Genomic DNA, 25,759 nt, shown 5'->3' on the forward strand with positions numbered 1-25,759 from the left:
AGTCATTCGTTACGAAAAGGGCGATGGAACATTTAACCCAACTTTTCAGAAAGCTACCACGGGTGATTGCTACACGGCTGATTATACGGTGTTAGCTATCAGAGAGATAAGTTCTACCACGCCAAGTGCGCTTGATAATTATTATCATTTAGATATTATTATTGATAAGAAAGTAGACGTAAGTTTTCAAGGGTAATACTGAATGCTGAATAGCCGTGCTGTCGATACATCCCGCCGTACATCAAGGAGGATAAAACTCTCCCTGATGGGGCCTGCTTTTATCGCGGCCATCGGTTATATCGACCCCGGTAACTTCGCAACCAATATTCAGGCGGGGGCCTCTTTCGGTTATACCTTATTGTGGGTGGTGGTTTGGGCCAACATCATGGCTATGTTGATCCAATTACTGTCCGCTAAACTCGGTATTGCCACGGGTAAAAATCTGGCTGAGCATATCCGTGACCGGTTTCCACGGCCTGCGGTATGGGCCTACTGGGTACAAGCCGAAATCATCGCTATGGCCACGGATCTGGCCGAGTTTATTGGGGCGGCAATCGGGTTTAAATTACTGCTAGGTGTGACCCTGCTTGAAGGTGCTGTCCTGACCGGCATTGCCACTTTCCTGATTCTTATGCTGCAAAAGCGTGGGCAAAAACCTCTCGAACTGGTTATCGGTGGGCTGCTGTTATTTGTAGCGGCGGCTTATATTGTCGAACTTATTTTCTCCCGGCCAGAACTGGCGGCGTTGGGCCGCGGTATGTTGGTTCCTGACTTGCCTAACCGTGACGCGGTGTTTCTAGCGGCCGGGGTACTAGGTGCCACTATTATGCCGCATGTTATTTATCTGCATTCATCCTTGACGCAAACGGCGGGAGAAAACTCCAAGGCTTCTCGTTATGCTGCGACTAAATTGGATGTGGCGATTGCCATGACAATTGCCGGTTTTGTGAATCTGGCGATGATGGCAACGGCGGCGGCGGCTTTCCATTTCAATGGCTATGGCAGTATTGCTGAAATCGAGCAAGCGTACCTCACACTACAACCCCTGTTAGGTAATGCCGCAGCCACTATTTTTGGTTTGAGTCTGGTTGCCGCTGGGTTGTCATCGACAGTGGTGGGGACCTTGGCAGGGCAGGTCGTGATGCAAGGCTTTGTCCGGTTTTATATCCCTATCTGGGTGCGCCGCACGGTCACGATGTTGCCTTCCTTTATTGTCATTCTGGCGGGTATGGATGCAACACGGATCTTGGTGATGAGCCAGGTACTGCTGAGTTTTGGTATTGCGTTGGCGTTAGTTCCATTGCTGGCCTTTACTGGCAATAAAGAATTGATGGGAGAGATGGTTAACTCAAAATTGATTCAGATTTTGGGGAAGATGATTGTGTTAGTGGTGGTTGGATTAAATGCTTATCTGTTGATTAGCTTGCTCTAACTTCTTCATACTGGCGGATCGATAGCCAATCATCCGCCAGAAGCTTTTTTAATTAGTCATCATCATGATGGCGGTCATGCCCTTTCCCGCGATGATGTTTCTTGCCGTGGTTGTCATAATGTTTATCGTGTTTCTGATAGCGCCCTTCACGGTAATAATAGTTCTTTTGCCACCAGTCTCTGTTTTGCCAGCGGTGCCCATCCCAGTAATGTCCATGGCGGTTTCGTTCGCCTAAATCCCGCCCCTGATGATCCTGCCACCATCGTTGATCGCGCCAGTCATAACCATCCCAATAATTGCCACGGCGATCTTGCTCACCAATCTGCAATGAAACACTGGGGAGTAGCTCAATACTTTCGGCATTTGCCATAGGAACGAGAGGAAACCAGGCTAATATCGTTACTAATAACAGTGGTCTTAACGAAATAGGTCTAAATATCGTTGGTTTCAAAACATCCACTTTTGACATGATTTATCCTTGCGCAGCTTTATTGGCTATGGCCTATCTTAAACTGCGGTTCGGCAACTGTGATTCAGATAAAACTGTAAAATAAAAAATTGAGATTTATCTGTAACAATGGTGGATTAGGGGCACCGGAGTGCCCCTGTTGGGGGACTTTGGAGAGAGCGTTTACACCAGAATATTTTCAATACGTTTGATTTCTTCGGTGCTGAAATCAGTGTTGGCTAGCATACCAACCGCGTCGTCAATCTGGCTGATTTTGCTGGCACCAATCAGTGCTGAAGTCACCCGCCCGCCACGTAATACCCAGGCTAAAGACATCTGTGACAACTTCTGGCCGCGCTCGTGGGCCAATGCGTTCAACTGGCGCACCTTGGCCAGTTTTTCTGCGGTAAGCTGCTCGGGATTAAGGAATTTACTGCCACTGGCAGCCCTTGAGTCCTGCGGAATACCCGCCAAATAGCGATCCGTCAATACGCCGCCTGCCAACGGAGAAAAGGCAATAGATCCTACGCCATACTCATCCAAAGTATCTTGCAGCCCGGCTTCAATCCAGCGTTCGAACATAGAGTATTTAGGCTGATGAATCAGGCAAGGCGTACCAAGATTTGCCAGAATTTCACAGGCCTGACGGGCTTGCGCCGCTGGATAGTTGGACAACCCGATATACAACGCTTTACCTTGGCGCACCAGCAGGTCCAATGCGGCCATGGTTTCTTCCAATGGTGTATTAGGATCCGGGCGATGGTGGTAGAAAATATCTACATAATCTAGCCCCATACGTTGTAGGCTTTGGTTGATACTGGCTACCAGATATTTCTTCGAACCCCAGTCACCATAAGGGCCGGGCCACATGGTGTATCCCGCTTTGGAAGAGATAATCAGTTCATCACGATAGGGGCGCAGGTCTTGTTGCAGGATGCGGCCAAAGTTCAGCTCGGCTGAACCGGGTGGCGGGCCATAGTTATTGGCTAAATCAAAATGGGTGATGCCACTATCGAAAGCGCGATGCACTAAATTGCGGCTATTTTCGTACAGCGTGCTGTCGCCAAAGTTATGCCACAGGCCAAGAGAAATTGCCGGAAGCATTAATCCACTACGACCACAACGATGATACTTCATCTCTTGATAGCGGGAGGAAGCTGCCTGATAGACCATGATGACCCTTATTAACGAGAGTAAACGACAGTTTAGTGTATGCGTTTTCACCGACGACGTAAGCTAACGGGATCACAAGATAAGGCGGAGAAAGGGATGTCAGAAAATAATTACAGTGGTAGCTAATTAATAATTTCAAAACATTAGATCTATTGATTAATTGCTTAATACTTAATGCAATATAATAAGTATTAAGGTTGGTGTCATGATGGCAAGCAGTTACAACGTGGCTGATTATCTCTTGGATCGCCTGGCGCAAGTGGGAATCCGGCATCTATTCGGTGTTCCTGGCGATTTTAATCTGCTTTTTTTAGACCGTGTCATCAGCCATCCCGTCATTAAATGGATGGGATGTGCCAATGAACTTAATGCAGCTTATGCCGCAGATGGCTATGCCCGGGTGATGCCAGCGGCAGCACTGCTGACCACGGTTGGCGTCGGTGAATTAAGTGCTATTAATGGTATTGCAGGCAGCTTTGCTGAATACCTTCCGGTGATTCATATCGTTGGTACCCCGGCATTGCGTTCGCAAAAAGCCGCAGAGTTGTTACATCACTCACTGGGGGATGGCGACTTCAGCCATTTTTCCCGTATGGCGAAAGAGGTCACCTGTGCGCAGGCCAATCTAACCGCTGAAAATGCAGTTGCTGAAATTGACAGGCTACTGGTGGCGGCGCTAAGTCAGCGGCGTCCGGTCTATTTGCAAGTACCCTGCGATGTTTCACAGGTGTCAGTCACCAGTCAGCCTGGCGCTTTGGCCCTCTATCAACCCCTGTTATCGCCATCATCATTACAAGCCTTTATTGACGCCGCACGTGAAAAGCTACAGTCAGCACACCGGGTCGCATTGCTAGCTGATTTTCTGGCGGATAGATTTGGTGGCCGGGAATCATTGAACCACTGGGTGTCGGAGGTTAACCTGCCATATTCGACATTATTGATGGGAAAAGGATTACTGGACGAATCACATCCGAGATTTATCGGTACTTACGCCGGGGCGGCCAGTGATGTCAGTATAAGAGAATATATCGAAGGGGCTGATGTTCTTATCACCGTTGGCGTTTGGTTTATCGATACAATTACTGCCGGATTCAGCCAGCATATCACTCAGGAAAATTGTATTGATATCCAGCCGGAACAGGCACGGATAGGGAAACAGATTTTCAGTCAGATTCCCATGCTGGCTGCGATTGGTGCCCTGCATGAGCTGTGTAAATCGTTACAAGGCGAATGGCAGCAGCCGACGATAACTCATTCAATAGCGCCGGCTACACAGCATAATTTACTGAACCAACAAACGTTTTGGTATCACATCCAACACTTTCTACGCCCAAACGACATTGTGGTTACCGATCAGGGCACCTCTTGCTTTGGTGCTGCCACATTGACCTTACCTTCCGGTTGTACTCTTATTGCTCAGTCACTGTGGGGCTCGATTGGTTTCAGTTTGCCTGCCGCTTATGGTTCGCAAGTGGCGCACCCCGCACGACGGGTTATCTTGCTCGTCGGTGATGGTTCTGCCCAACTGACCATCCAGGAACTGGGTTCCATGCTGCGAGATGGGTTAAAACCAATAATTTTCTTACTAAATAATCAAGGGTATACCGTTGAACGAGCTATTCACGGGCCACTGCAACCTTATAACGATATCGCTGCGTGGGATTGGAGCCAATTGCCACACGCATTCAGCATGAATAAAGCCCTTTTTACCCGCACTGTCACTGAGGTTGAACAATTACAACAACTCATGGCACAACTAGAACACTGCGATCAACTGGCTTTTATCGAGGTGGTGCTGCCGCAAATGGATATTCCTGAATTATTGAACAATGTGGCGAAATCTATTCAGGCGCGTAATGCGGCAATCTGATTTAGCTGACACTATTTTTTAGCTAACACTGTTTTTTAGCTAACATTGTTTTTTAGCTAACATTGTTATTACGACCAGTTAATTGGTCTAACAACCAATAGCCCGCTGGCCCCGGTGGGCTTTTTTTCGACCAAACCGCATCAATAGAGATCATTTTCGGCCAACCAATGGTGGGCAACGCGACCAGTTTTTGACGGCTGTATTGCTCCACCAGCCAGCGTGGCAAAATCGCCCAGCCGAAGCCTTGCTCCGCCATTTCTAACAACATTAAGTAGCTGGGGGCAGACCACATTAGCCCTTGCGACTGGTTGCGCTCAGTACGATTGTAAGTATTGAGGCAAAGTTGCCGGGCGGTAGCCAGTTGTTCGGGGTGAACCTGAGGGAGCTTTGCCAGCGCATGACCCTGCTGCACGAATATCGCCATTTCAGTCTGTGCGGCTAATCGGCTGGCCGCAATATCCGGTGGATAGTACGACTGAACTTCTACTACACCGATATGCGCTCGCCGTAGTTGCAGCAGGTCAATGACGTCGCCCTCTTCGGCAATCAGGCACTCAAATTCGATATCAGGGTAACGCTGCTCAAAGCGACGTAGTAAGTCCTCATGATGTGTTGGTTGATAAGTATCAGAAAGGACAAAAGTCAGTCGGGTTTCAACCTGACCTGCCAGACGTATTGATAGATTATCCAGCCGTTCGCTGGCCGCCAGAATTTCCTGCACATGGGATAGCACACGGCGACCATGGTCAGTTAATACCGGCTGGCGCGCCTGACGGTCAAATAAGGTCAAACCCAGATCGGCTTCCAGATTGGCGATGGCGGTGCTGATAGTTGATTGGCTTTTGCGTAGCTTACGGGCCGCCGCGGAGAAGGACCCAAGGGCTGCGGCTTCAACAAATGCAATTAAAGCTTCGGGAGAATAATGCATAAACTATCTATTTTATCGATGGGTTCTATTTTTAATCTATCTTAAAAAACGATGATAATCACCTCTAACAATCTGTCATCAGTTAATTTAAGTAGGTGTTTTATGCAAGTTCATCACCGATCTCTCTTGGAGCGGATTATTCATGCCGTTGGGTTTGAAGTGATTGCCGTCGCCATTTGTGCGCCCGTCGGCGCATGGTTACTGGATCGCTCCATACTGCAAATGGGAACATTGGCCTTGATCCTCTCCTCAGTGGCAATGCTGTGGAATATTGTTTACAACAGTCTGTTCGACCACTTCTGGCCAGTCAGTCGGGTAGCAAAGACTCTGCTCGTGCGAGTACTCCATGCGCTGGGTTTCGAGGGTGGTTTTATCCTGATAGGCTTACCTATCGCGGCTTTCACGTTGGGTGTTTCGCTATTACAGGCATTTATGTTGGAGATCGGTTTCTTCTTGTTCTTCCTGCCTTACACCGTATGTTACAACTGGGCCTATGACAGCCTGCGGATGCGGGTTATCCGCTCGCGCCAGCTTGCGACATTGCAGCCGGTTTCTGAGGAAGGGCGCAATTCACGCTAAATATTTACGTCATTTTTCACCTTCAGCAGCGGTATTTTGCTGTTGCTGAAACGTTTTTATGTGATCTTTATCGCAAAGCGAAAGGGTTTAGCGCATTGATATTGTTGTTTCTCCAGCCTGATTTTACAGTGGACATAGTTGAAGTTAAGCATCCCTGTAACGGAGAAGTTTCTGATGACAAGCTATGCCCTGGTGGGTGACGTTGGCGGCACTAATGCCCGTTTGGCGCTTTGCGCTGTGGCGACGGGTGAAATATCACAAGCAAAAACATATTCAGGGTTGGAATTCGACAGTCTGGAAGATGTCATTAAGCAATATCTGTCAGACCATACCGTCACCGTAAAGGATGCCTGTATTGCTATTGCTTGCCCGATTACCGGGGATTGGGTGGCGATGACCAATCATACTTGGGCATTTTCTATTGCAGCTATGCAGCAAAGCCTGGGGTTGGATCATCTGGAGGTGATCAACGATTTTACGGCAGTATCGATGGCGATTCCGGTGTTGTCCGAACAGGATGTGTTGCAATTTGGTGGCACAACGCCTCAAGCGGGTAAACCAGTGGCAGTTTATGGTGCAGGTACTGGGCTAGGGGTGGCCCATTTAGTTAATGTGGACCGCCGTTGGATTAGCTTACCGGGAGAGGGCGGTCATGTGGACTTCGCCCCGAACAGCGAAGAAGAAGACTCTATTTTGGCGGTATTGCGTCAGGAACTGGGCCATGTCTCTGCCGAGCGAGTACTTTCCGGGCCAGGGCTGGTTAATTTATACCGAGCTATTGTGATTTCTGATGCACGCCTACCGGAACATCTGGCACCGAAAGATATTACTGAACGCGCTCTGGCGGATAGCTGTACTGACTGTCGCCGCGCCTTATCACTGTTTTGTGTGATTATGGGCCGTTTTGGCGGCAATCTGGCATTGAATCTCAGCACTTTTGGTGGCGTTTATATTGCCGGCGGTATCGTGCCACGCTTTATGGAATTCTTTACAGCTTCGGGCTTTCGCAGTGCTTTTGAAGATAAAGGCCGTTTCAAAGATTTCCTGCAAGATATTCCTGTTTATATGATTACCCATCAGCAACCGGGTTTGCTGGGGGCCGGCGCTTACTTGCGTCAGACATTAGGGCATGAATTATAAGGTTTTTGTTCGCCATCGCTGAAACATGAAAGCAGAGCCAAGGCTCTGCTTTTTTACATCATTGCTTTAAACCAGCCCCCATACTTTACAAACTCTGGCTGAGTTGTATTAGTTATGGTGGTCTCCGTCACCCTCTATTAGGCATGGCTACGGGCAGTTACGCCCGCTGTTGCGGTTGGTGTACTTTCAGTCTCGGTTGCCGCACCTTTTGGCGGTTTGATTATCAACGTCAGCAGCAAGGAAAGTACTGACAGCACTGCGATAACCATAAAGGTCGCCTGATATCCACCCAGTTGTGCGGCAATAAACGAACCTGCCAGAGCACCCAAACCAAACCCTTGATAGATAACACCGTAGTTTTTACTGTGATTTTTCAGACCGAAGAAGTCGCCCACAATCGCCGGGAACACCGTAATATTGCCGCCGAAGCAGAAGGCTATCGCCCCGACACACAAGAAGAACAGGGCATGAGTCAGTGGAACAAAACTCAACACGGATACCGCTAATGTGGTGACCAGCAAGGTGAAGCTGATTACGCGCAAACGGCCCACTTTGTCTGATAGTGCGCCAAGGATAATGCGCCCGGCGGTATTAAAGATGGCAATGGCTGAAACGGTGTTGGCAGCCGTCACCAAGTCCATTCCTGCCAGTTGTACGCCTAAATCTTTCACGATACCAATCAGATATAAGCCACTCATACATGCGGTGAAGAAGATGATAAATAAGAAGTAAGACTCTTTAACCGCCAGCATCTCTTTGACACTAAAATCACGCCCGGCACGGGCGGTTTGCAGGCTGTTATTGACCTGTGGTGCCACCGCTTTTTCTTGTAGCAGGAAAGAGCCAGCCCCTACTAATACCATCACGATGAGGCCCCAGTAGAAGAATGCCAGCGACACTCCTTGGTTGGCAATCAGACTGGCATTTACATATTTGAACAATAAGCTGCCGGTACCAAATGCCCCCACTGAAATGCCGGAAATCAGCCCTTTACGTTCCGGGAACCATTTGATCAGATTCGATAGGGTGGTGATGTAGGCGGTACCATCGGCGAAACCGACCACGATACCAGCCAATAGATAAATCATTCCCAATGATGTGGCAAAAGAGCTGGCAATCAGGCCCAAACCAAGAATGATACCGGAAAGTAACGTCAGTTTACGGATACCGATGCGCTCTTGCAGGCGGCCAGCAAACAGAGTGGCAATAGCGAGAGAAAAACTGGTAATGGAAAATGTGGTTGCAACTGCCCCTAACGACCAACTGAACTTCTCTCCCAGTGGCTGATTAAATAAGCTCCAGGTATAGATAGTTCCCAACCCCATTTGAACGATGATGGTACCCGCAACAATTAGCCAACGATTTACCGGTTTACTGCTCATGCCGGACTCCTTAAACATCAATGCAATGTGGCCCGAATATGGCTATTGCGAACATAACAATGATTTGCAATAGCGTCGGAAGCCAAAGATTACGCGCTGATGGGGCACCGGAAATCTTGTCTTGAGGTGTTATCAGCCCGCCGAATGAAACCAGTATACGGGCGGGCTAATCACTATAGATCGAAAGGGGAATGAGCTGCATTCCACGCGGAATGAAATGCATTTAAAGGCGCATCAGTTGCCTGAATTCTTTTATCTTGCTGCGGCTGACAGGGACTTCAAAGTCCAAATCACTGAGCCGCAGAATATAGGTATTATTAAACCACGGCACAATTTCACGGATTTTGGCTAAATTGACACAATAGGAGCGATGGCAGCGGAAGAAGTACTCCTCCGGTAGGCGGCTGAAAAATTCAGTAATATTCATCGGCATAATGAATTCTTCGCGCCGCGTATAGACCAACGTGACCTTTTCCTGTGCTGCGGCATAATAGATATCATTGATGTCAGTGACGATAATGCGCTCATCTTTCATCAAATTGATGGTATGCGCCGCAGAACGGTGGTTGGTACTGCTGGTCTGTTCTCTATTTTGGTGCTCACGCTTATGCAGCGCTTCGAGTTTTTGCAGCATAGTGACAATACGAGACTCATGATAAGGCTTTAAAATATAGTCAAATGCTTCAATTTCAAAGGCTTCAACTGCATGCTCTTTATAGGCTGTGATAAAGATAATATAAGGCTTATGGGCAAATTTACTGATGTTCTGTGCCAATAACACGCCATCCAATGATGGAATATTGATATCGAGAAAAATAGCATCGACCTGATGGTTCTGCAGGTATTTAAGCACATCCAGCCCATCTTCAAAGGTTGCCTCAATGGTGATGTTGCTATGCTGGCGAATCAGGTAACTCAACTCTTCTTGAGCCAGAAACTCATCTTCAACAATGATTGCTTTCACGGATTAGACTCCGGCTGGAATACGGGGGTCAGCATGGATTTTGCCGCCATTTTTGCTGATATAAAAAGAGATCTCGGTGCCCGGTTCCATGCGGCGTATCTGTAAACCTTCCCCATACAGTAATTTCACCCGATGATGTACATTGAGTAAACCAATTTTATTGCCCGGCATTTCATTATTCGCCACGCGCTCAATTGTCTCTGGGTTAATACCATTACCGGTGTCTTTTACGGAAATTTTTATTTGGTCGCCACTGTCTTTAACCGCAATGACTACCACACCTTTACCACGACACGGCTGAATGCCATGCACAATGGCATTTTCAACCAAGGGTTGAATTAACAAACTGGGTATTTTCAGCGCAATATCGTCGTCAATATCATAAATCACAGTTAACTTGCTGCCGAAGCGGGCCTGCTCGATGGCGATATAATCCTGAATTTGATGTAGTTCTTTGCGAATATCAATCTGTTCGTCATTCAGCTCAAGGTTATAACGCAGATAACGGGATAAATTGATGATCAATTGGCGCGCGGTATCTGGATTAATACGAATTGAGGACGAGATAGCATTCAAGGCATTAAATAAGAAGTGCGGGTTAATTTTACTTTGTAGTGCGCGCATTTCCGCTTTATTTGCCATTTCGCGCAGTTGCTCTATACGGGAAACTTCAATCTGGGTTGAGATGATTTGTGACAAGCCGACCGCCATCACTTTCAGTGAATAGGTAATTTTATGTGCATGGCAATAGTAGATCTTCAGTGAGCCAGTGACTTCACCTTTTTCCCATAACGGAATAATGATGAGGGAGTGAATTTGTGGCGTGCGATGGACTTCATCATTATTGCGGATGGTAATCTTCCCACGCTGAATGCTCTCTTTGGTAATATCACTGATGATCTCATGACCGATATTATAGGCTTCAACGCCCACCCCCACATAAGCCAAAATATGTTGGGTGTCGGTAATGGCGACAGCATCTGCCTTAATATCGGTGCGAATAATCTCACACACACTGCGCAGTGATTCGCCATTGATATTGCGAAAATAGGGCAGGGTTTTATTGGCGATATCCAGTGCCAGTTTTGCTTGCCGCGCGGCAATAACCTCTTTTTCATCTTCGACACTCTGTACCAGCAGGACAATTAACCCGATACAAACCGCCCCTAAGATCATCGGAATGGCGATTTTAGACACAATATCAATACCTAATGCGGTCGGCCTGGCCCAAATAATCACCAATAGCATGGTGAGTGACTCACAAATCATGCCTGCCAGAATACCGATACTCCATTGCCGCTCTTTCTTTACTTTCAGATTTATATAGCCGGACATCAGGCCGGCTATAATGCTGGTAATCAGACAGGGGATTGATGTAATTCCATCAATATCAATTAAATATCGGTGAGAACCGGCGATAAGCCCGGTAATGATACCTACCCACGGGCCAAATAAAATACCGCCAGACATGACGGCAATAACCCGAACATTCACTAATGAACCTTCGACGTTAATACCGGAATAAGTACCAAAAATAGCGAACAACGAGAAGATAGCGGTTACCGCTGCCAGTTCCAGTGGTGTGTGCTTCTCTTTTTGCAATAACTGACGAAACAGGTGGGTGCGAGTCAGAAAGAATAAACAAATCAACATTAATGCGGCACGATCAAACACCGCCAGTAGCATTTCAAATATCTGGTGCACACTATTTTCTCTTGGCGACAGCCTTGAATCTTAGTTTGGGACCATCAGATTCGGCGGCGAATAAGCGGCTAACTATAAGGAAAATGAGCGGCAACTGCCACTTTATCCGCGTTATCCGGTGAATCGACGCGGCGGATTGCAGGGGAGTCTGCTGGCGGGTCGCGCCAGCAGAGATAACGTTGAGGAGATTATTTATATCGTTATTATTGGCAGAGAAACACGGGATTGATAGGAATGTTATTCAGCCATACCCAACTGTTGTTTGCCAAGGGTGGTTAGGTTATCGGCGGTGGCTCTGCCACTGAAATCCACCTCGAAATCATCGGCGGCAAAGTCTGGTGGTGAGCGGCCATCAATAAAACTGGCTAACTGGCGTGGCAGGTATGCGGCGTTCTTGTCGCACCATGGCGCCGCCGCGATATACATGACGTTGCTGTCAAACTCACCATTATGTTCATTTTCCACTGAGTGAATCACGTCGCAATGCCAGAATACCGTATCACCTGCTTCCAAATCTGGAATAGGGGAAATGGCTTCGATTAAAAGAGGATGCCACTGCTCAGAGGCGGATAAAGCGCGCCCTGGTGCTGCACCGCACAGATCATCGTCAGCAACATCATCTTGTAATGCGCGCAGCAGGATATAGGCCATGGCATTAGCGATCGGGATAACATTCAGCGTCCCCGCATGGGTTCGCTGTGGTGTCAGTGCTGTCCAGCCTTGGAAGGTGCGGAACATCGAGCACACTGCCGGTGAGGGGAACTCACGCACTTGTGGGCGGCCTTCAGCGGCGAATGGGTCATACTTCTGCCAGTCACCCGAGAACACGTGGCGGTACACATGACGGAAGTTCTCATCCAACCAGCGCTCTATGGAGCCACCATCAACATGGGGTGATAAGCCCAGTGACGATGATTTTGGCGGGCGGCGACGGGTCCGGTCGGCATAAGTCACCACCCGGTTAGCATCAAAATGTTGCTTGCCGTTACTCTCGGTTTGCCACAGATTATTTAAGAATACCTGCACCGCATTCATGCGCTGATCCTGGCGAGCCTCAACCTGCGGTGTTGACCAGTAAATTCCGTAAATTTGCGGTTTGCTGGCAGCCAGCGTACCGAAATAGTTATCTTCCGCCGCATTTTTCAGGCGTTAGACGAAATTATTACGTTCGAGATAGTTACCGATTTCACGGTTCCACGCTGCTGCTTTTTCTGTTGGGAAGACACCGAGAATGGCGCAGCATCCTCGTTGTTTTATTTGTGCTTTTTGTTCTTCAGTGACGTTACCATTGATAATATCATCGGCATGAATTTGGGGAACAGGGTTCTCACCCTGCGCCAAACTACGGCGGATTTCGGTGACTTGCTGGCGAATATTCTCTTCCACGGCTTGGAAGACCTGCTGATAATCAGGCAGCGCCTGACGTAATTGCTGCTTCACCGCTTTGATTGCTGCGGGAATATCGTTTATTTGTAATGAAGCCATAATACTGATTCTCCGATAGCTGTAGGGGAGGGCCGTGGTAATGGCGCGCGCGATGCTGACCATTTGTTTGTTTTTTGTTATCTTGAAGTGAACATTATTTAAGTAAAATGGAGAAGAATAAAGGGATGAGGTTATGGAAAAATTTCCTCTTTAATATTCTGCGTTCTGTTTATGGCTAACATCTTCAATTCGAGGGAAAAATGTCACCAGTGATCCCGATGTTCAGTAGCTCGCCGATTTCTCTGAGAACACCACGGTTGGTGCTCGAGAGCCTCAAAGAGCAGGATTGGTCGCTGTTTTTACGCTTATACCAGGATCCTGTGGTTCAGCGTTATATGGCAGATCCGATGGATATGGCCGAGATTCGCGCGCGTTTTGAATCACGTTTAACCCCTTGGGAAAAGACCTCCAGCCATTGGCTATGTCTGGTGGTTCGTGAACGCGCCAGCGGGCAGAGCATGGGGCTTACCGGCTTTTTGGCTGATTGGTTGCCGTTACAGCAAGCTGAAGTGGGTTATGCCATGTTACCGTCCTGCCAGGGCAAAGGTTTTGCCAAAGAATCCTTGTTGGCTGTATTGGCGTTTGGTTTCCAGCAATGTCAGTTTCATAAAATGAAAGCCACGGTTACTGTGGGCAACCATGCTTCACGCGGGTTACTGGAACGCTGTGGTTTTCAGTTGGAAGGGACGTTGCGTGATAATTATCAACTTGGCGGGCAATGGTGTGATGACTGGGTATTAGGGATGCTGGCTAGTGAGTTTGATTCTCAGTAACTTCTCCGATGAGTTAGATATTTGTTACCAGCCACTCGACAGCCCTTTAGCGCTGGGATATGTTCATAAACAGACCATCTGATGGTCAGCGTCGCTCGGACGGTCCGGGCGCTAACGTATCCTCGAGGAAATTATGGCTGAACTCCCTGCTAAGCGTCGTTTTACCCGTATTGATCGCCTACCCCCTTATGTTTTCAATATTACCGCTGAGTTGAAAATGGCGGCCCGCCGTCGCGGTGAAGATATTATTGATTTCAGTATGGGGAATCCCGATGGTCCGACACCACCACATATCGTTGAGAAAATGTGCAGTGTCGCGCAACGTGAAGACACCCACGGCTACTCAACCTCTCGGGGTATACCGCGGCTGCGTAGGGCCATTTCTAACTGGTACGCCGAGCGTTACCTGGTGGATATTGATCCTGAAACTGAAGCTATTGTCACTATCGGTTCGAAAGAGGGGCTGGCTCATCTGATGCTGGCGACACTGGACCACGGTGATACAGTGTTGGTGCCGAATCCTAGCTACCCGATTCATATTTATGGTGCGGTGATTGCAGGGGCGCAAGTTCGCTCGGTCCCATTGACCGAAGGCATTGATTTCTTTTGTGAATTGGAACGTGCGATTCGTGAAACCATTCCTAAACCGAAAATGATGATCCTCGGCTTCCCGTCTAACCCTACAGCACAATGTGTGGAGCTGGAATTTTTTGAACGGGTGGTGGCGTTAGCGAAGCAATACGACGTGCTGGTGGTGCATGACTTGGCCTATGCCGACATTGTATATGATGGTTGGAAAGCGCCGTCAATCATGCAAGTGCCTGGGGCAAAAGACATTGCGGTTGAGTTTTTCACCTTATCCAAAAGCTACAATATGGCCGGTTGGCGTATTGGTTTTATGGTGGGTAACCCGGAATTGGTTAATGCGCTGGCTCGCATCAAAAGCTATCACGACTATGGCACTTTTACCCCGTTGCAGGTGGCGGCAATTGCTGCCTTGGAAGGGGACCAACAGTGTGTTCGTGATATCGCTGAAAAATATCGCCAGCGGCGTAACGTGTTGGTGCGTGGGTTGCATGAGGCTGGTTGGATGGTTGAAAACCCCAAAGCGTCGATGTATGTCTGGGCGAAAATCCCAGAGCCTTACGCCCATTTAGGCTCACTCGAGTTTGCCAAGCGCCTGTTGTCTGAGGCAAAAGTCTGCGTTTCGCCGGGGATAGGATTCGGTGATTACGGTGATACTCATGTCCGTTTCGCCTTGATTGAGAATCAGGACCGGACTCGTCAGGCGGTGCGCGGAATTAAGAGTATGTTCCGTACTGATGGTTTGCTAAAACCGAGTAAAGCGGTTTCAGGTGACGGTATCTAACCCCGCGCTTACCATCAACTAAATAGCTAACTCTCTATTCTGACCGGCGACCCACGCTGTCCGGTCAGAATAAAGTACCTTGTGTTCAAAACGTTATCCGCCCTCCTTAATGTTTTCTTCATCTATTTTGCACCATACTGATTATTAACTTGATGAAGTCAGTGGAGCACCACAATGAGAAATCGCTATTCACTACCCCAAATAACCCTGCACTGGCTGACGCTAGTGATGATCATTCTGACTTATGCCGCCATGTTACTCAGTGACAGGGTACCGGATGAAGATCGTACATTAGTGAAAAATCTGCATTTCAATTTTGGTATTTCTGTCTGGCTACTGATGTTGGTGCGGCTGTGGTTGCGCCAGCGCAATACAACACCAGCGATCACCCCAAGGTTACCTAACTGGCAGTTGTTAGGGGCGCAGGTTATGCATTGGGGTCTGTATTTAATGTTCTTATCATTACCGGTGCTGGGCGTGTTGGCTCAGGCTTATGGTGGGAAAACCTGGTTCTTGCTGGGGTGGCAGGTACCGCAGTGGGTAACACCGGATGATGTCGCGCGTGGTTATCTTAAGCAGACTCACGAGCTAATTGCCAATTTAGGCTATTTTGTGATTGGCGCTCATGCACTGGCCGCGCTTTATCATCACTATATTCGCCGGGATGATACGTTACGCCGAATGATGCCAGGAAAATGATAAAGGGCGCGAATGCGCCCTCTATACGATGTCAGATTGTGGATGGTTCGAGTTAATATTACTCGACCATCATCATGAAGGTGCCAACCCAAACCACCAACATAATAGAGATACCCATAAAGAAATATTTCACTGAACAACTCCCCTTGGAGCTACCTCGCCAGTAACGATCCAAATTGCTGTGCTACGTTTACCCTTGTTACTTAAAATTACAGTGGTGTTCGCTACGCTTACTCACCCGAGTCACTGACTGATGTCAGCTTGTCGGTATCAACTCACGTTCTGCCTGACTGTAATGCCAAGTTCTTTGGGTATTAAATGTGGACGAATCACGCTTTTAATCAATGGTAGCCATTTCATCACAACTGGCCAGCTATCAATCTGAGATACATCCGAATTGTCGTGCCAGCCTGAGTTAACTCAGTGGTATACGACAGGATCGGGCTAATGTAATCCCAACAGGGAGAAACTTTCAATACTGTAATTTTATGCATTAGATCACGTTTTCGTATATAAACCGCAAATATTGTGAGCCAATGCATTGAAGTGTGAAGCTATTAACGTTTTTTTAAATTATCGCTAAATAACAATTTGTTACTCTCTTGGTTATAATCTAAGCCAATCTGGCCGACGTTAAGACAATCAGCTTATTTTTTTCACCGCGATATTGGCCTCAAAGCCCAGTAAATACAGGGCTTGCTCCAGTGCTTCAACCTTGGAAGCGTGGTACACATCCAGCAGGCGATCCATCTGTGCGGCATTCAAACCGAGCTTGCGCGCCATATCTGCTTTGCGGGTATTGGTGGTTAACATGGCATTGTGTAATTCAGCTTTCAGTCGCACCAGAATGGGCACATGAACTGCAATATCACCCGGTTGCAGCGCTGAGGGGGCGGGGACGGGGCGGCGCTCTTCCATTTCTGCTGCAATACCATTCTTAATCCCGTCCTGTGCTTCCAGTTCAATATCTTCCTGAGAGTAGGTCACTGATTCCAATTCAGGGAAGTCGCGATACTGGATGTGGTACTCGCCGCTGGCTTCATCAAGGGTATAATGGGCTGGGTAATGGAACACGGTGTCACTCCTGTGGGGTACAAGCTACGAAAGGTAGTGGCATTGTACTGACATCAGCAGGTCGGGGTTACTTATTTAACGTAGTAGCACTTTGATTCAATCGGCCATTTTGGGTGATGTCAGCCGCATTTCCAGCGCCCTTGCCGGGCATCTGAATGCACACTCACCGCAGCCATCGCACTGCGCTAAAGCCAGTATCGGCGGCTGGTGGGGCTGCCACGCCAAAGCCTGTTTATCACAGTAATCGGCGCAACTGTCGCAGTAGATATAGGTATTTTGACAGATGTTTTCTACGTGAGGGTGCGCCGTAATATAGTGGGTAGAGGAGGATAAAGCACCGGTTTGGCAAGCAGTGGTACAGGCCAGACAACGGCTGCAATATTGGGTAGAGAAATCCAACTCAGGCCGTTGACTGACCATGACTATCAGATGCTCGCCGCAGACGTGCATGCAGGCTTCACACCCCGTACACGTTTGCGTGAAAGCACTTTCAATAATGGCTCCCGGTGGTCTGATTGCGCTCCCCGATGGGAGAGTAAGTGGTTGTTGGCGGGCGCTTTTTAGCAAGCCACGAAATAGCCCACGGCGACTGATGGTGCGGTTTTCCAGATACGCCTTGTAGTAGCGCTCGTCTTTTATCACCGAAATAGCTCACGGGGCTGAGGAAATAGGCCCAGTTCAGTTTGTAAGGTTTTCAGGTAGCACTCGGCGATTTTTGCCAGCAACGGATATACCTGATGCTCGGTTTGGCTGTTGGTTACCAGCTCAAGATAGCGATAGGCCCACGGCAGTAAATGCTCAGTGAGCAGTGCTAGCGCGGCTTTATCCGATGGGGGCTTAGTTGTCGGCTGCTGTTCAATTAAATGAACCCATGCCAGTAACATGAGGCCAAATTGATCTTCCGGTTCACGTATCGCACTTTGATTCACCAACCCGAATGTTGACAGGAATTGGCGATATTGCAGGGTGCTCGTCCCCATCAAGATATTTTCTTTATCCAGATAAACTGACCCCCAAGGTGGGGCGGGCATTTCACCTTGTCCCTCAAACAAAATCGAGAAATCATATTCCAGTTGCTCGGGTTGGATACTCGGCATCTGTTGGCAATATCGTGCAATTTTAGCCGGATTGGGCCACGGAAAAATCTCAGCAATCTGTGGCAGTAGTGGCCAAAGGCGCTGTACGGTATTGGACTGTGGTGGATAGTAAAAACAGGCACCTAAAATCCTCGGCAGAGTGGTGTTCAGTAACATCAAAATTTTCTCTCTTCAGGTCCAGCTATCTCAATACGGCTTAGCCGCAGGTATCACGGCTAAACAGTTATTTGTCAGTAGGCCAATAGAATCAATATGTTAATTTACATTGGCACTTGCCAGAGATTGTAGAAAGCGATACGCCCAGCCAACTCACCGATCACCAGCGCCGAGGCACTGACCGCGAGCGTAACCCGAGGGATCCTGTCTTTCAGTAATGCTGCGGCAGCAACAAAGATACCGAGCGTTAGCAGCAGAATTTGAATTCCCCAAAACAGCGCCTGCTGGCTACTCAGTTGTGCTGAACTTTGACCCAGAAAGCTGAGGTAACCCGGTTTATTCACCAAAGTCACAATGGCACCGACCAACACGGCTGATGCGCCAAGCTGACGAGCGCCGGTCAGAATAGCGCAAGCGCCGCCCCCGACCAGTACCGTCATCCACAGTTGTAGGGCGGTGTACGAGGTATCCCAATTAGGCACGGTTGTCAGTTGATAAACTTGGGTGATTGACCAGGCGAAGGCCAGGCCGAAGATAACCGTTGCCACATTGCACAGCATTGCCAGTAATGTATTTTTGGCTATGGTTGAGAAAAATACGGTGCCACAGGCCATGGCGACAAACAATCCACTGAGCACTATCTCATTACTCATCGGTGAGCGACCAACACCCAAGAGCATGGTGGCGGCGCGCAATGGTTGCCCAACATGCAGTGTGCCAACGATCAGGCCTACCATCATCAGTATCAGGCCGATGATATTGGCTTGTTTGAGTTGCAGTGGCGTGGTCATACCGAGTTTGTGACTCAGTAGCACCAGTGCAAACAACCCGACAGCGGTTTGCCCCAGTACGGTAAAAAACACCAAGGGTAATTCATGCATTTTATACCTCCGCCGGATTTTGGATGCGGCCTGATGTATCACCGGATGGCTTGGCATCACGGTGGCTTCTGATAACCAGATTGGGGTGTGTCAGATGCGCGTGCGGCAATGGCGCAATGGCATTCTCTTCACCGTATTTATCCCTCAATAGCGTGATTTCATCAAAATCTAACGCCCGCTGCGGGCAGGATTCGACACAAACTGGCTTATCACCTGCGGCGACCCGCTGATAGCAGCCATCGCACTTGGTCATCAGTTTCTTCTTGGCATCAAATTGCGGCGCACCATACGGGCAGCGCATCTCGCAATAGCGGCAGCCGACACAGAGATCCTGATTAACCACCACCAAACCATCTTCTTCGCGTTTATGCATGGCACCGGTTGGGCAACCCGTTACGCAGGTAGGTGATGAACAGTGGTTACAGGCGATAGAGAGGTAGTAGTTAAAGACATTTTGTACCCAGATATTGTTCTGCTGAGTCCAACTGCCGCCGCCATATTCATAAACCCGACGCAGCTTCGGCCCGAGATCCAACTTCTTCTCATCCTTGCAACTGATTTGGCAGGTCTTACATCCGGTGCACTTGGTGGAGTCGACAAAAAAACCATATTGCTTCATTATTCAACTCCTTATATACGTTTTACTTCAACGAGGTTGGTGTGTTGTGGGTTACCTTTTGCCAGTGGCGACGGTCGCAGTGTTGTTAACGTATTGATACACCCTCCCACATCAATGCCGTCCTTATTGGTATTTCGCCATGCACCCTGCGGCACGGTAATAACCCCCGGCAACACCCGTTCGGTAACCTTTGCTGCAATACGCATGCGGCCTCGGCTGTTAAAAATTTCGACCATATCCCCTTGTTGGATACCGCGAGGCTGGGCATCAATAGGGTTAATCCAAAACTGATGTGGTACCGCTTCCCGCAGCATGGCTACGTTGTAGTAGGAGGAGTGGGTATGGCCTTTGATATGGAAGCCTGTCATCTGCAAAGGGTAGGTTTTCATGGTTTCTACATCGCTAACACCTTCAAAGGTTGGGCAATATTCGGCGACAGCGGTAATGCGATCACCGGGTGCCAGTTGCCACTCTTTTTCCAATGTTGCCAGCGCTTGCGAGTAGATCTCAATTTTGCCAGACGGGGTTTTCAACGGGTGGTTCACAGGGTCATCACGGAAATCTTTTAACGCGATATATTGACTGCTGTCGGCATAAATACGATCGATGATGCCTTGGTCGTTGGTCTGTTCAAAAGGTGGCAAGGCAGGGTTTTTCTCACGCATTTTGTTATAACTGATTTCAATCCATTCTTGCTGGGTATGGCCTTCGGTAAAAGCATCGCCAATTCCTAACTTGGTGGCAATTTCGGCTAACACATCATAAGACGGGCGGCACTCCCACAGCGGCTCGATCGCATTTTGCAACCGTGTGACGTAGTGATAAGCCCCACTGGCGTAGGAGTTATCAATTAAATCATTTGATTCAACTGAGGTGACATCGGGCAGTAATAAATCAGCATATTTGGCAGAGTTGGTCATGTGGTTTTCCCACACCAAAATAAACTCGCACAGTGATTCATCTTGTAAAATGCGGTGGGTTTTATTCAGATCAGAATGCTGATTGCCGATAACATTACTGGCGTAGTTCCACATAAACTTAATATTGGTATCAAGTTTATCTTTATTCTTCACATGCGCATTTTTCGCTGTCATTTCAGTGCCACGAAAAATAGCATCGGTCCACATAAAGCAGGGAATAGCAGTCTTCACTGGGTTCGGAATACTGAATCCCGGCACCGGATATTTCACATTCCCGCCCCAGGCTCCAGTATTGGTTCCGGCGCGGCCAATATTACCAGTCATCAATGGCAACATCATAATAGCGCGCGCCGCCTGTTCGCCATTAGCACTGCGCTGAATCCCCCAACCTTGTGATATCCATGCTGCACGGGCATTTCCCAACTCGCGGGCTAATTGAATAATCCGCGTTGGCGCAATACCGGTTATCTCACTGGCCCATTGCGGTGTTTTTTCTACCCCGTCGAGGCCGTTACCTAAAATATAGTCTTTGTAAGAACCATTGGCGGGGGCTGAGGCGGGTAATGTTGTGGCATCCCAGCCGACACAATATTGTGCCAGGAAATCTTCATCAGTCAGATTTTCTTTAATTAATACATGTCCTAATGCCGCCACCAGCGCGGCATCGGTACCTGGGAAGATGGGGATCCATTCTGCATTGAGGGTCGTTACGCTGTCGGTCATCCGTGGATCGATAATAATGACTTTGGCTTTGCTTTGCCCCAGAGCATGAACGGTTTCGATATATTGCCCGCCGCCCGACATCCGAGTCTCTGCCAGATTATGGCCAAACATAACCACCAGGTCTGAGTTTTTAATTTCATCCAGCAAAGTTTCGTCTGCATTGCCATAGATATACGGCATTACCGTATTTATTTGGGCGGTGGAATAAGTACCGTGTTGATCGAGAAAACCACCTAGCAAGCTCAGCATTCTTTTACAGGCATTGCGGCCTTGTAAATTAGCGCCGGTCGAACCAGAACCATATTGATAATAAATTGCTTCGTTGCCGTATTGTGCAATGGTTCTTTTTAGATTATCAGCCACAATAGTGGTAGCTTCATCCCAACTGATACGTTTAAATTTACCTTCGCCGCGTTTGCCAACACGCAGCATGGGATATTTTACTCGATCCGGATTATATGTTTTCCATCTTACCGATCTGCCACGTAAACAGGGGCGAATTTGATGCTCACCAAAGGTGGAGTCATCATAAATTGCTTCATTAGCAATCTTAATAATTTCGCCATTTCTCACATGTACTTTTAGTGGGCAGCGGCTACCGCAGTTGACCAGACAAGCACTGTATTTAATGGTTTCTTCTGTTGTTGCTGCGTGCTCTTCTGGCGCGGCATGTACTGAAAAAGGAAGGGTGATAGAACCGGCAATAGCCGCAGCCCCGGTGACTGCGGCGGATGTTTGAATAAATTCACGGCGGCTTAGTGAGCCGGTGATAGGTCTTTTATTGTTATTCATCGACATTACCTTTGCGGAGGACACTTTTTTAATGAAAAATAAGAAAATTAGGGTTGAGCGGTAATGTCTCACCTTAGGAAATAACTTGTTACTTTTATATGATGTAAATCAATTAAGACGATATAACGGAAATATCGCGCTGTTTTTTGTGAGTGAGGCGAAGGTTATTAATAATTTACCGTAAGATATTAACCATTTCCTATACATAAAATTAATGTATTTATATAAAGTTAGTGGTTGTAATAAAGAATCAATCTCAAATGACCGGGTGCTGTTATTATTTCCATTATTTTATGGGTTAATTTAATTTATCTTTATGATCTTAAGAAAAGTCTTAATAAAGCAACGGCTGTTTTTACCGCTATTCTTTATCACCATAACGCCAATGGTTGGTGATATTAACCCTAACTAAATAATGGCTAAAATGACATGCTGATCTATTTATCCAGATAAGAGGAGATCTACATCACGATTCTTATCTCTTCCAGCTTGCAGTCGTGCATTAACATGGTAGTTTACCGAATAGTTGGATTGTTACCGTCAATGGCGGGCAAAACCTGATTGAGTAGCGTGATGAATGCTGCTGAGTCGGGTTTTTTTGTTTTCAGGGCTAAAGCATGCAAATCGCTAAAATACTTAACAATAATGTAGTTATTGTTCTCGATCAGCATGGTCAGGAACAAGTCATTATGGGGCGTGGTCTTGGCTTTCAAAAACACCCAGGTGAATCGCTAGATAACACATTGATCGAAAAAGTGTTTGCTCTAAAAGACAATGAATTGGTTTCGCGGCTGAGTGAGTTACTGAGCTGTATTCCATTAGAAGTAATGATTGCTTGTGACTGTATCATCACGCAGGCAACGGCAAAACTGGGTAAGTTGCAGGATAACCTCTACATTTCGCTGACTGACCACTGTTTCTATGCGATTGAGCGGCATAAACAAGGTTTGGATATAACGAATGGATTGCAGTGGGAGATTCGTCGGTTGTATCCCAAAGAGTTTGCCTTGGGTCGTGAAGCCTTGCAGATTATTAAACAACGCCTTGGGGTGCAATTGCGTGAAGATGAAGCTGGATTTATCGCGCTCCATCTGGTGAATGCTCAGTTGAAGGGTGAAATGCCTGAAGTAATGCAAGTGACGAAGGTAATGCAGGAGATACTGCATATCGTGAAGTACCAATTTAAGCTGGAATATGATGAGGACGGGCTGAGTTATCACCGTTTTGTTACCCATCTGAAATTTTTCTCACAGCGAATGTTGGGCCGTAATGGGGTCACCAGTGATGATGATTCCTTACACGATGCAGTGAAAGATAATTATGCTGAGGCTTACCGCTGTGCGGGTAAGATTCAGCAGCATATGAAATTGCAGTATCAACAAGATTTGAGCAAAGAAGAGCGGATGTTTTTGACTATCCATATTGAACGCGTTCGCCGGGAAAGTTTTAATCTGCCAGATTAAATGATTTAAAAGGGAAGGGTTCTAAGTAGTAAGAGAATTTCGCCAAACTGGATTGTTACTGCTTCGGCAGGCAAAACCTGAATGTACTTGTGTCGCTGGGTCGCGGTGCGGAGTGCGTTTAGGTTTTTTTTTGCCCGAATCTTTACCTGTATAAACAAGAGTGTTACCGAAGGAAAACACGATGCAATACACAACGGTCGCCAGCGAGATCCTCGCCGGAGTAGGGGGTCAGAGTAATATTAATAGCGTAGTACATTGCGCTACCCGTTTGCGCTTTAAACTCAAGGATATGGCGCGGGCTGATGCCAAAGCGCTGAAAGATAATCCTGGCGTTATTATGGTAGTGGAAAGTGGTGGCCAGTTTCAGGTGGTTATCGGAAACCATGTTAGTGAGGTCTACCAGGCGTTAGTGAACCAAGCGGGGTTGGCTGATGCTGAAGAACATGACAACAAGTCAGGTAATCAAAAAGAGAGTTTGTTCAGTCACTGTATCGATATCATTTCGGGTATTTTCACCCCCTTGCTCGGTGTATTGGCCGCCTCCGGTATTCTTAAAGGTTTTCTGGCACTGAGTCTTGTTTGCGGCTGGTTACAACCCGACAGCGGCAGCTATACAATTTTATTTGCTGCCAGTGACTCACTGTTTTATTTCTTCCCACTGGTATTGGGTTATACCGCAGGTAAGAAGTTTGGTGGCAGTCCATTTATTACCATGGCGATTGGTGGTGCATTAGTGCACCCCTTGATGCTCGCTGCATTTAACGCAGCCGGGCAACCCGGTGCTTCTGAGGTCTATTTCCTTGGTATTCCGGTCACATTTATCAATTACAGCTCGTCGGTTATCCCTATCATATTAGCGGCTTGGGTTAGTAGTCGGTTAGAAAAAGGGTTTAACCGGGTGTTACACAGCAATATTAAGAACTTTTTCACGCCATTACTGTGTCTGGTAATAACCGTTCCAGCCACCTTCTTACTGATTGGCCCGCTGGCAACCTGGCTTAGCCATTTATTGGCGTCGGGGTTTCAAATTATCTATTCGGCTGCTCCTCCTGTTGCCGGTGGTGTATTGGCAGGGCTATGGCAGATTTGCGTTATCTTTGGGCTGCACTGGGGTTTGGTCCCTTTGATGATAAACAACCTGAGTGTACTGGGCTATGACGCCATGTTGCCGCTGTTATTACCCGCAGTTATGGGGCAAGTGGGGGCCACGCTCGGTGTCTTTTTACGTACTCGCGATGCAAAAATGAAGGTGCTGGCTGGTTCGGCATTTACTGCGGGGATATTCGGTATTACTGAACCCGCTGTTTATGGGGTGACGTTACCGTCGAAAAAACCGTTTGTTTTTGGCTGCGTGGGCGGGGCGATAGGGGGTGTCATCGTCGGTTTCTGCCAGACCCATGTTTATTCATTCGGCCTTGCCAGTATCTTCTCTTTTGCCCAAATAATTCCCGCTACAGGTGTCGATGCCAGCGTATGGGGCGCCATTATTGGCACCCTGATTGCGTTGATCTTTGCTGCCATCAGCACCTTCTTTTTTGGCCTGCCAGCGCCTGTTGCTAGCGCAGAAACAGAGGATTTGTCTCACACCTCATCCATCACCGATAACCACAGTGGTATCGGCGAAGTGATATTCAGCCCGATCAGTGGCGAATTGTTAGCGCTAGCGGATGTCAGTGACAGTATTTTCGCCAGTGGTTTATTGGGGGCGGGAATTGCGATTATTCCACAACAAGGGCGGGTCGTGTCACCGGTTAATGGCGTTGTAGCGTCACTGTTTAAAACCCACCATGCGATTGGCATTGAATCTGATTCTGGTGCTGAGGTCCTTATCCACGTTGGTATTGATACCGTCAAACTCGATGGCAAATATTTTACCGCTCATGTTAAAGCCGGTGACCGGGTCAACGCAGGTGATTTACTGCTGGAGTTTGATTGTGCGGCGATTACCGGAGCAGGTTATGACCTGACGACGCCGATAATTATCAGCAACAGTGAAAATTATCAGGATGTCCTGTGTGCTAAAGGCACCTCTATTACTGAGCAAGCCCCGTTATTAACCGTAATTCGTTAATACTGATTTAGGAGAAA

Annotated in this window: 22 protein-coding genes and 1 pseudogene; 9 read left to right on the top strand and 14 right to left on the bottom strand. The window is 47.8% G+C overall.

Annotated features, from left to right (window positions below):
* Positions 1–202 precede the first annotated feature (202 nt).
* Positions 203–1,432, top strand: coding sequence for an Nramp family divalent metal transporter (locus V1956_RS08815; RefSeq protein ID WP_372559572.1), 1,230 nt, complete (start codon positions 203–205; stop codon positions 1,430–1,432).
* Positions 1,433–1,484: 52 nt separating this feature from the next.
* On the opposite strand, the gene V1956_RS08820 is transcribed toward V1956_RS08815, so the two are convergent.
* Together V1956_RS08820 and V1956_RS08825 are read right to left on the bottom strand one after the other, a co-directional pair.
* Positions 1,485–1,901 carry a DUF2502 domain-containing protein gene (locus V1956_RS08820; protein WP_420071418.1) on the bottom strand — a complete coding sequence of 139 codons (417 nt, stop codon included), beginning with the start codon at positions 1,899–1,901 and terminating at the stop codon, positions 1,485–1,487.
* Between the two features lie 162 nt (positions 1,902–2,063).
* A complete protein-coding gene (locus V1956_RS08825) occupies positions 2,064–3,053 on the bottom strand; it encodes an aldo/keto reductase (protein ID WP_420071419.1) in 990 nt (329 codons plus the stop codon).
* A gap of 208 nt (positions 3,054–3,261) precedes the next feature.
* On the opposite strand from V1956_RS08825, the gene V1956_RS08830 reads away from it, so the two are divergent.
* Positions 3,262–4,923 carry an alpha-keto acid decarboxylase family protein gene (locus tag V1956_RS08830; protein ID WP_442825793.1) on the top strand — a complete coding sequence of 554 codons (1,662 nt, stop codon included), beginning with the start codon at positions 3,262–3,264 and terminating at the stop codon, positions 4,921–4,923.
* A gap of 52 nt (positions 4,924–4,975) precedes the next feature.
* Here V1956_RS08830 and V1956_RS08835 read toward each other — a convergent pair whose 3' ends face one another.
* A complete protein-coding gene (locus V1956_RS08835) occupies positions 4,976–5,851 on the bottom strand; it encodes a LysR family transcriptional regulator (RefSeq protein ID WP_372559569.1) in 876 nt (291 codons plus the stop codon).
* A 102-nt stretch (positions 5,852–5,953) separates the two neighbouring features.
* On the opposite strand from V1956_RS08835, the gene V1956_RS08840 reads away from it, so the two are divergent.
* Together V1956_RS08840 and glk are read left to right on the top strand one after the other, a co-directional pair.
* Positions 5,954–6,430 (top strand): multidrug/biocide efflux PACE transporter, encoded by a 477-nt coding sequence (locus V1956_RS08840; RefSeq protein ID WP_083163464.1) that lies wholly within the window; start codon positions 5,954–5,956, stop codon positions 6,428–6,430.
* A 174-nt stretch (positions 6,431–6,604) separates the two neighbouring features.
* Complete coding sequence (gene glk / locus V1956_RS08845) at positions 6,605–7,570, top strand: glucokinase (protein ID WP_420074649.1); 966 nt, start codon at positions 6,605–6,607, stop codon at positions 7,568–7,570.
* A gap of 137 nt (positions 7,571–7,707) precedes the next feature.
* On the opposite strand, the gene V1956_RS08850 is transcribed toward glk, so the two are convergent.
* From V1956_RS08850 to V1956_RS08865, 4 genes and pseudogenes are all read right to left on the bottom strand, one after another.
* Positions 7,708–8,952 carry an L-lactate MFS transporter gene (locus V1956_RS08850; protein ID WP_083163469.1) on the bottom strand — a complete coding sequence of 415 codons (1,245 nt, stop codon included), beginning with the start codon at positions 8,950–8,952 and terminating at the stop codon, positions 7,708–7,710.
* 223 nt (positions 8,953–9,175) lie between these two features.
* Positions 9,176–9,916: a LytR/AlgR family response regulator transcription factor gene (locus tag V1956_RS08855; RefSeq protein ID WP_372559567.1), complete on the bottom strand. Its 741-nt coding sequence runs from the start codon at positions 9,914–9,916 to the stop codon at positions 9,176–9,178.
* A gap of 3 nt (positions 9,917–9,919) precedes the next feature.
* Positions 9,920–11,620 (bottom strand): LytS/YhcK type 5TM receptor domain-containing protein, encoded by a 1,701-nt coding sequence (locus tag V1956_RS08860; protein WP_372559566.1) that lies wholly within the window; start codon positions 11,618–11,620, stop codon positions 9,920–9,922.
* Positions 11,621–11,857: 237 nt separating this feature from the next.
* A pseudogene (locus V1956_RS08865) lies at positions 11,858–13,105 on the bottom strand (DUF1479 domain-containing protein).
* Positions 13,106–13,365: 260 nt separating this feature from the next.
* Between V1956_RS08865 and V1956_RS08870 the strand changes: the two are divergent.
* The 3 genes from V1956_RS08870 to V1956_RS08880 all read left to right on the top strand — a co-directional run bounded on the left by V1956_RS08870 (position 13,366) and on the right by V1956_RS08880 (position 15,946).
* The gene (locus tag V1956_RS08870; protein ID WP_442825794.1) at positions 13,366–13,878 is read left to right on the top strand and encodes a GNAT family N-acetyltransferase; all 513 of its coding nucleotides are present in this window, start codon (positions 13,366–13,368) and stop codon (positions 13,876–13,878) included.
* A gap of 133 nt (positions 13,879–14,011) precedes the next feature.
* Complete coding sequence (alaC, locus tag V1956_RS08875; protein ID WP_420071422.1) at positions 14,012–15,247, top strand: alanine transaminase; 1,236 nt, start codon at positions 14,012–14,014, stop codon at positions 15,245–15,247.
* A gap of 174 nt (positions 15,248–15,421) precedes the next feature.
* Complete coding sequence (locus V1956_RS08880) at positions 15,422–15,946, top strand: cytochrome b (RefSeq protein WP_442825031.1); 525 nt, start codon at positions 15,422–15,424, stop codon at positions 15,944–15,946.
* Between the two features lie 58 nt (positions 15,947–16,004).
* Here V1956_RS08880 and ypdK read toward each other — a convergent pair whose 3' ends face one another.
* The 7 genes from ypdK to V1956_RS08915 all read right to left on the bottom strand — a co-directional run bounded on the left by ypdK (position 16,005) and on the right by V1956_RS08915 (position 22,208).
* Positions 16,005–16,079 carry a membrane protein YpdK gene (ypdK, locus tag V1956_RS08885; protein ID WP_098057507.1) on the bottom strand — a complete coding sequence of 25 codons (75 nt, stop codon included), beginning with the start codon at positions 16,077–16,079 and terminating at the stop codon, positions 16,005–16,007.
* A gap of 509 nt (positions 16,080–16,588) precedes the next feature.
* A complete protein-coding gene (locus V1956_RS08890) occupies positions 16,589–17,020 on the bottom strand; it encodes a hypothetical protein (protein WP_372559562.1) in 432 nt (143 codons plus the stop codon).
* A 96-nt stretch (positions 17,021–17,116) separates the two neighbouring features.
* Positions 17,117–17,662: a 4Fe-4S dicluster domain-containing protein gene (locus V1956_RS08895; RefSeq protein ID WP_442825032.1), complete on the bottom strand. Its 546-nt coding sequence runs from the start codon at positions 17,660–17,662 to the stop codon at positions 17,117–17,119.
* A complete protein-coding gene (locus tag V1956_RS08900; protein WP_420071423.1) occupies positions 17,659–18,273 on the bottom strand; it encodes a TorD/DmsD family molecular chaperone in 615 nt (204 codons plus the stop codon). Before V1956_RS08900 ends, V1956_RS08895 begins: the two co-directional genes overlap by 4 nt.
* A gap of 104 nt (positions 18,274–18,377) precedes the next feature.
* Entirely contained in the window at positions 18,378–19,154 is a 777-nt protein-coding gene (locus tag V1956_RS08905) for a dimethyl sulfoxide reductase anchor subunit family protein (RefSeq protein WP_420071424.1), read from the bottom strand.
* A 1-nt stretch (position 19,155) separates the two neighbouring features.
* Positions 19,156–19,773, bottom strand: coding sequence for a DMSO/selenate family reductase complex B subunit (locus V1956_RS08910; RefSeq protein ID WP_372559558.1), 618 nt, complete (start codon positions 19,771–19,773; stop codon positions 19,156–19,158).
* Positions 19,774–19,784: 11 nt separating this feature from the next.
* The gene (locus tag V1956_RS08915; protein WP_442825033.1) at positions 19,785–22,208 is read right to left on the bottom strand and encodes a DmsA/YnfE/YnfF family dimethyl sulfoxide reductase; all 2,424 of its coding nucleotides are present in this window, start codon (positions 22,206–22,208) and stop codon (positions 19,785–19,787) included.
* Between the two features lie 617 nt (positions 22,209–22,825).
* Here V1956_RS08915 and licT point away from each other — a divergent pair.
* Together licT and bglF are read left to right on the top strand one after the other, a co-directional pair.
* Positions 22,826–23,671, top strand: coding sequence for a BglG family transcription antiterminator LicT (gene licT, locus V1956_RS08920; RefSeq protein ID WP_083163501.1), 846 nt, complete (start codon positions 22,826–22,828; stop codon positions 23,669–23,671).
* A gap of 181 nt (positions 23,672–23,852) precedes the next feature.
* On the top strand, positions 23,853–25,742 hold the full coding sequence (bglF, locus tag V1956_RS08925; protein WP_442825034.1) for a PTS beta-glucoside transporter subunit IIABC: 1,890 nt from the start codon (positions 23,853–23,855) through the stop codon (positions 25,740–25,742).
* The last annotated feature ends 17 nt before the right edge of the window (positions 25,743–25,759 follow it).

Source organism: Yersinia sp. 2540 StPb PI (genome assembly GCF_052217165.1).
In the GTDB taxonomy this organism is placed as follows: domain Bacteria; phylum Pseudomonadota; class Gammaproteobacteria; order Enterobacterales; family Enterobacteriaceae; genus Yersinia; species Yersinia enterocolitica_E.

Excerpts from the sequence above, each read along its gene's own strand:
- V1956_RS08815 (WP_372559572.1), top strand. The coding sequence starts at position 203 with ATGCTGAATAGCCGTGCTGTCGATACATCCCGCCGTACATCAAGGAGG.
- V1956_RS08820 (WP_420071418.1), bottom strand. The coding sequence starts at position 1,901 with ATGTCAAAAGTGGATGTTTTGAAACCAACGATATTTAGACCTATTTCG.
- V1956_RS08825 (WP_420071419.1), bottom strand. The coding sequence starts at position 3,053 with ATGGTCTATCAGGCAGCTTCCTCCCGCTATCAAGAGATGAAGTATCAT.
- V1956_RS08830 (WP_442825793.1), top strand. The coding sequence starts at position 3,262 with ATGGCAAGCAGTTACAACGTGGCTGATTATCTCTTGGATCGCCTGGCG.
- V1956_RS08835 (WP_372559569.1), bottom strand. The coding sequence starts at position 5,851 with ATGCATTATTCTCCCGAAGCTTTAATTGCATTTGTTGAAGCCGCAGCC.
- V1956_RS08840 (WP_083163464.1), top strand. The coding sequence starts at position 5,954 with ATGCAAGTTCATCACCGATCTCTCTTGGAGCGGATTATTCATGCCGTT.
- glk (WP_420074649.1), top strand. The coding sequence starts at position 6,605 with ATGACAAGCTATGCCCTGGTGGGTGACGTTGGCGGCACTAATGCCCGT.
- V1956_RS08850 (WP_083163469.1), bottom strand. The coding sequence starts at position 8,952 with ATGAGCAGTAAACCGGTAAATCGTTGGCTAATTGTTGCGGGTACCATC.
- alaC (WP_420071422.1), top strand. The coding sequence starts at position 14,012 with ATGGCTGAACTCCCTGCTAAGCGTCGTTTTACCCGTATTGATCGCCTA.
- V1956_RS08880 (WP_442825031.1), top strand. The coding sequence starts at position 15,422 with ATGAGAAATCGCTATTCACTACCCCAAATAACCCTGCACTGGCTGACG.
- V1956_RS08900 (WP_420071423.1), bottom strand. The coding sequence starts at position 18,273 with ATGTTACTGAACACCACTCTGCCGAGGATTTTAGGTGCCTGTTTTTAC.
- V1956_RS08905 (WP_420071424.1), bottom strand. The coding sequence starts at position 19,154 with ATGCATGAATTACCCTTGGTGTTTTTTACCGTACTGGGGCAAACCGCT.
- V1956_RS08910 (WP_372559558.1), bottom strand. The coding sequence starts at position 19,773 with ATGAAGCAATATGGTTTTTTTGTCGACTCCACCAAGTGCACCGGATGT.
- V1956_RS08915 (WP_442825033.1), bottom strand. The coding sequence starts at position 22,208 with ATGAATAACAATAAAAGACCTATCACCGGCTCACTAAGCCGCCGTGAA.
- licT (WP_083163501.1), top strand. The coding sequence starts at position 22,826 with ATGCAAATCGCTAAAATACTTAACAATAATGTAGTTATTGTTCTCGAT.
- bglF (WP_442825034.1), top strand. The coding sequence starts at position 23,853 with ATGCAATACACAACGGTCGCCAGCGAGATCCTCGCCGGAGTAGGGGGT.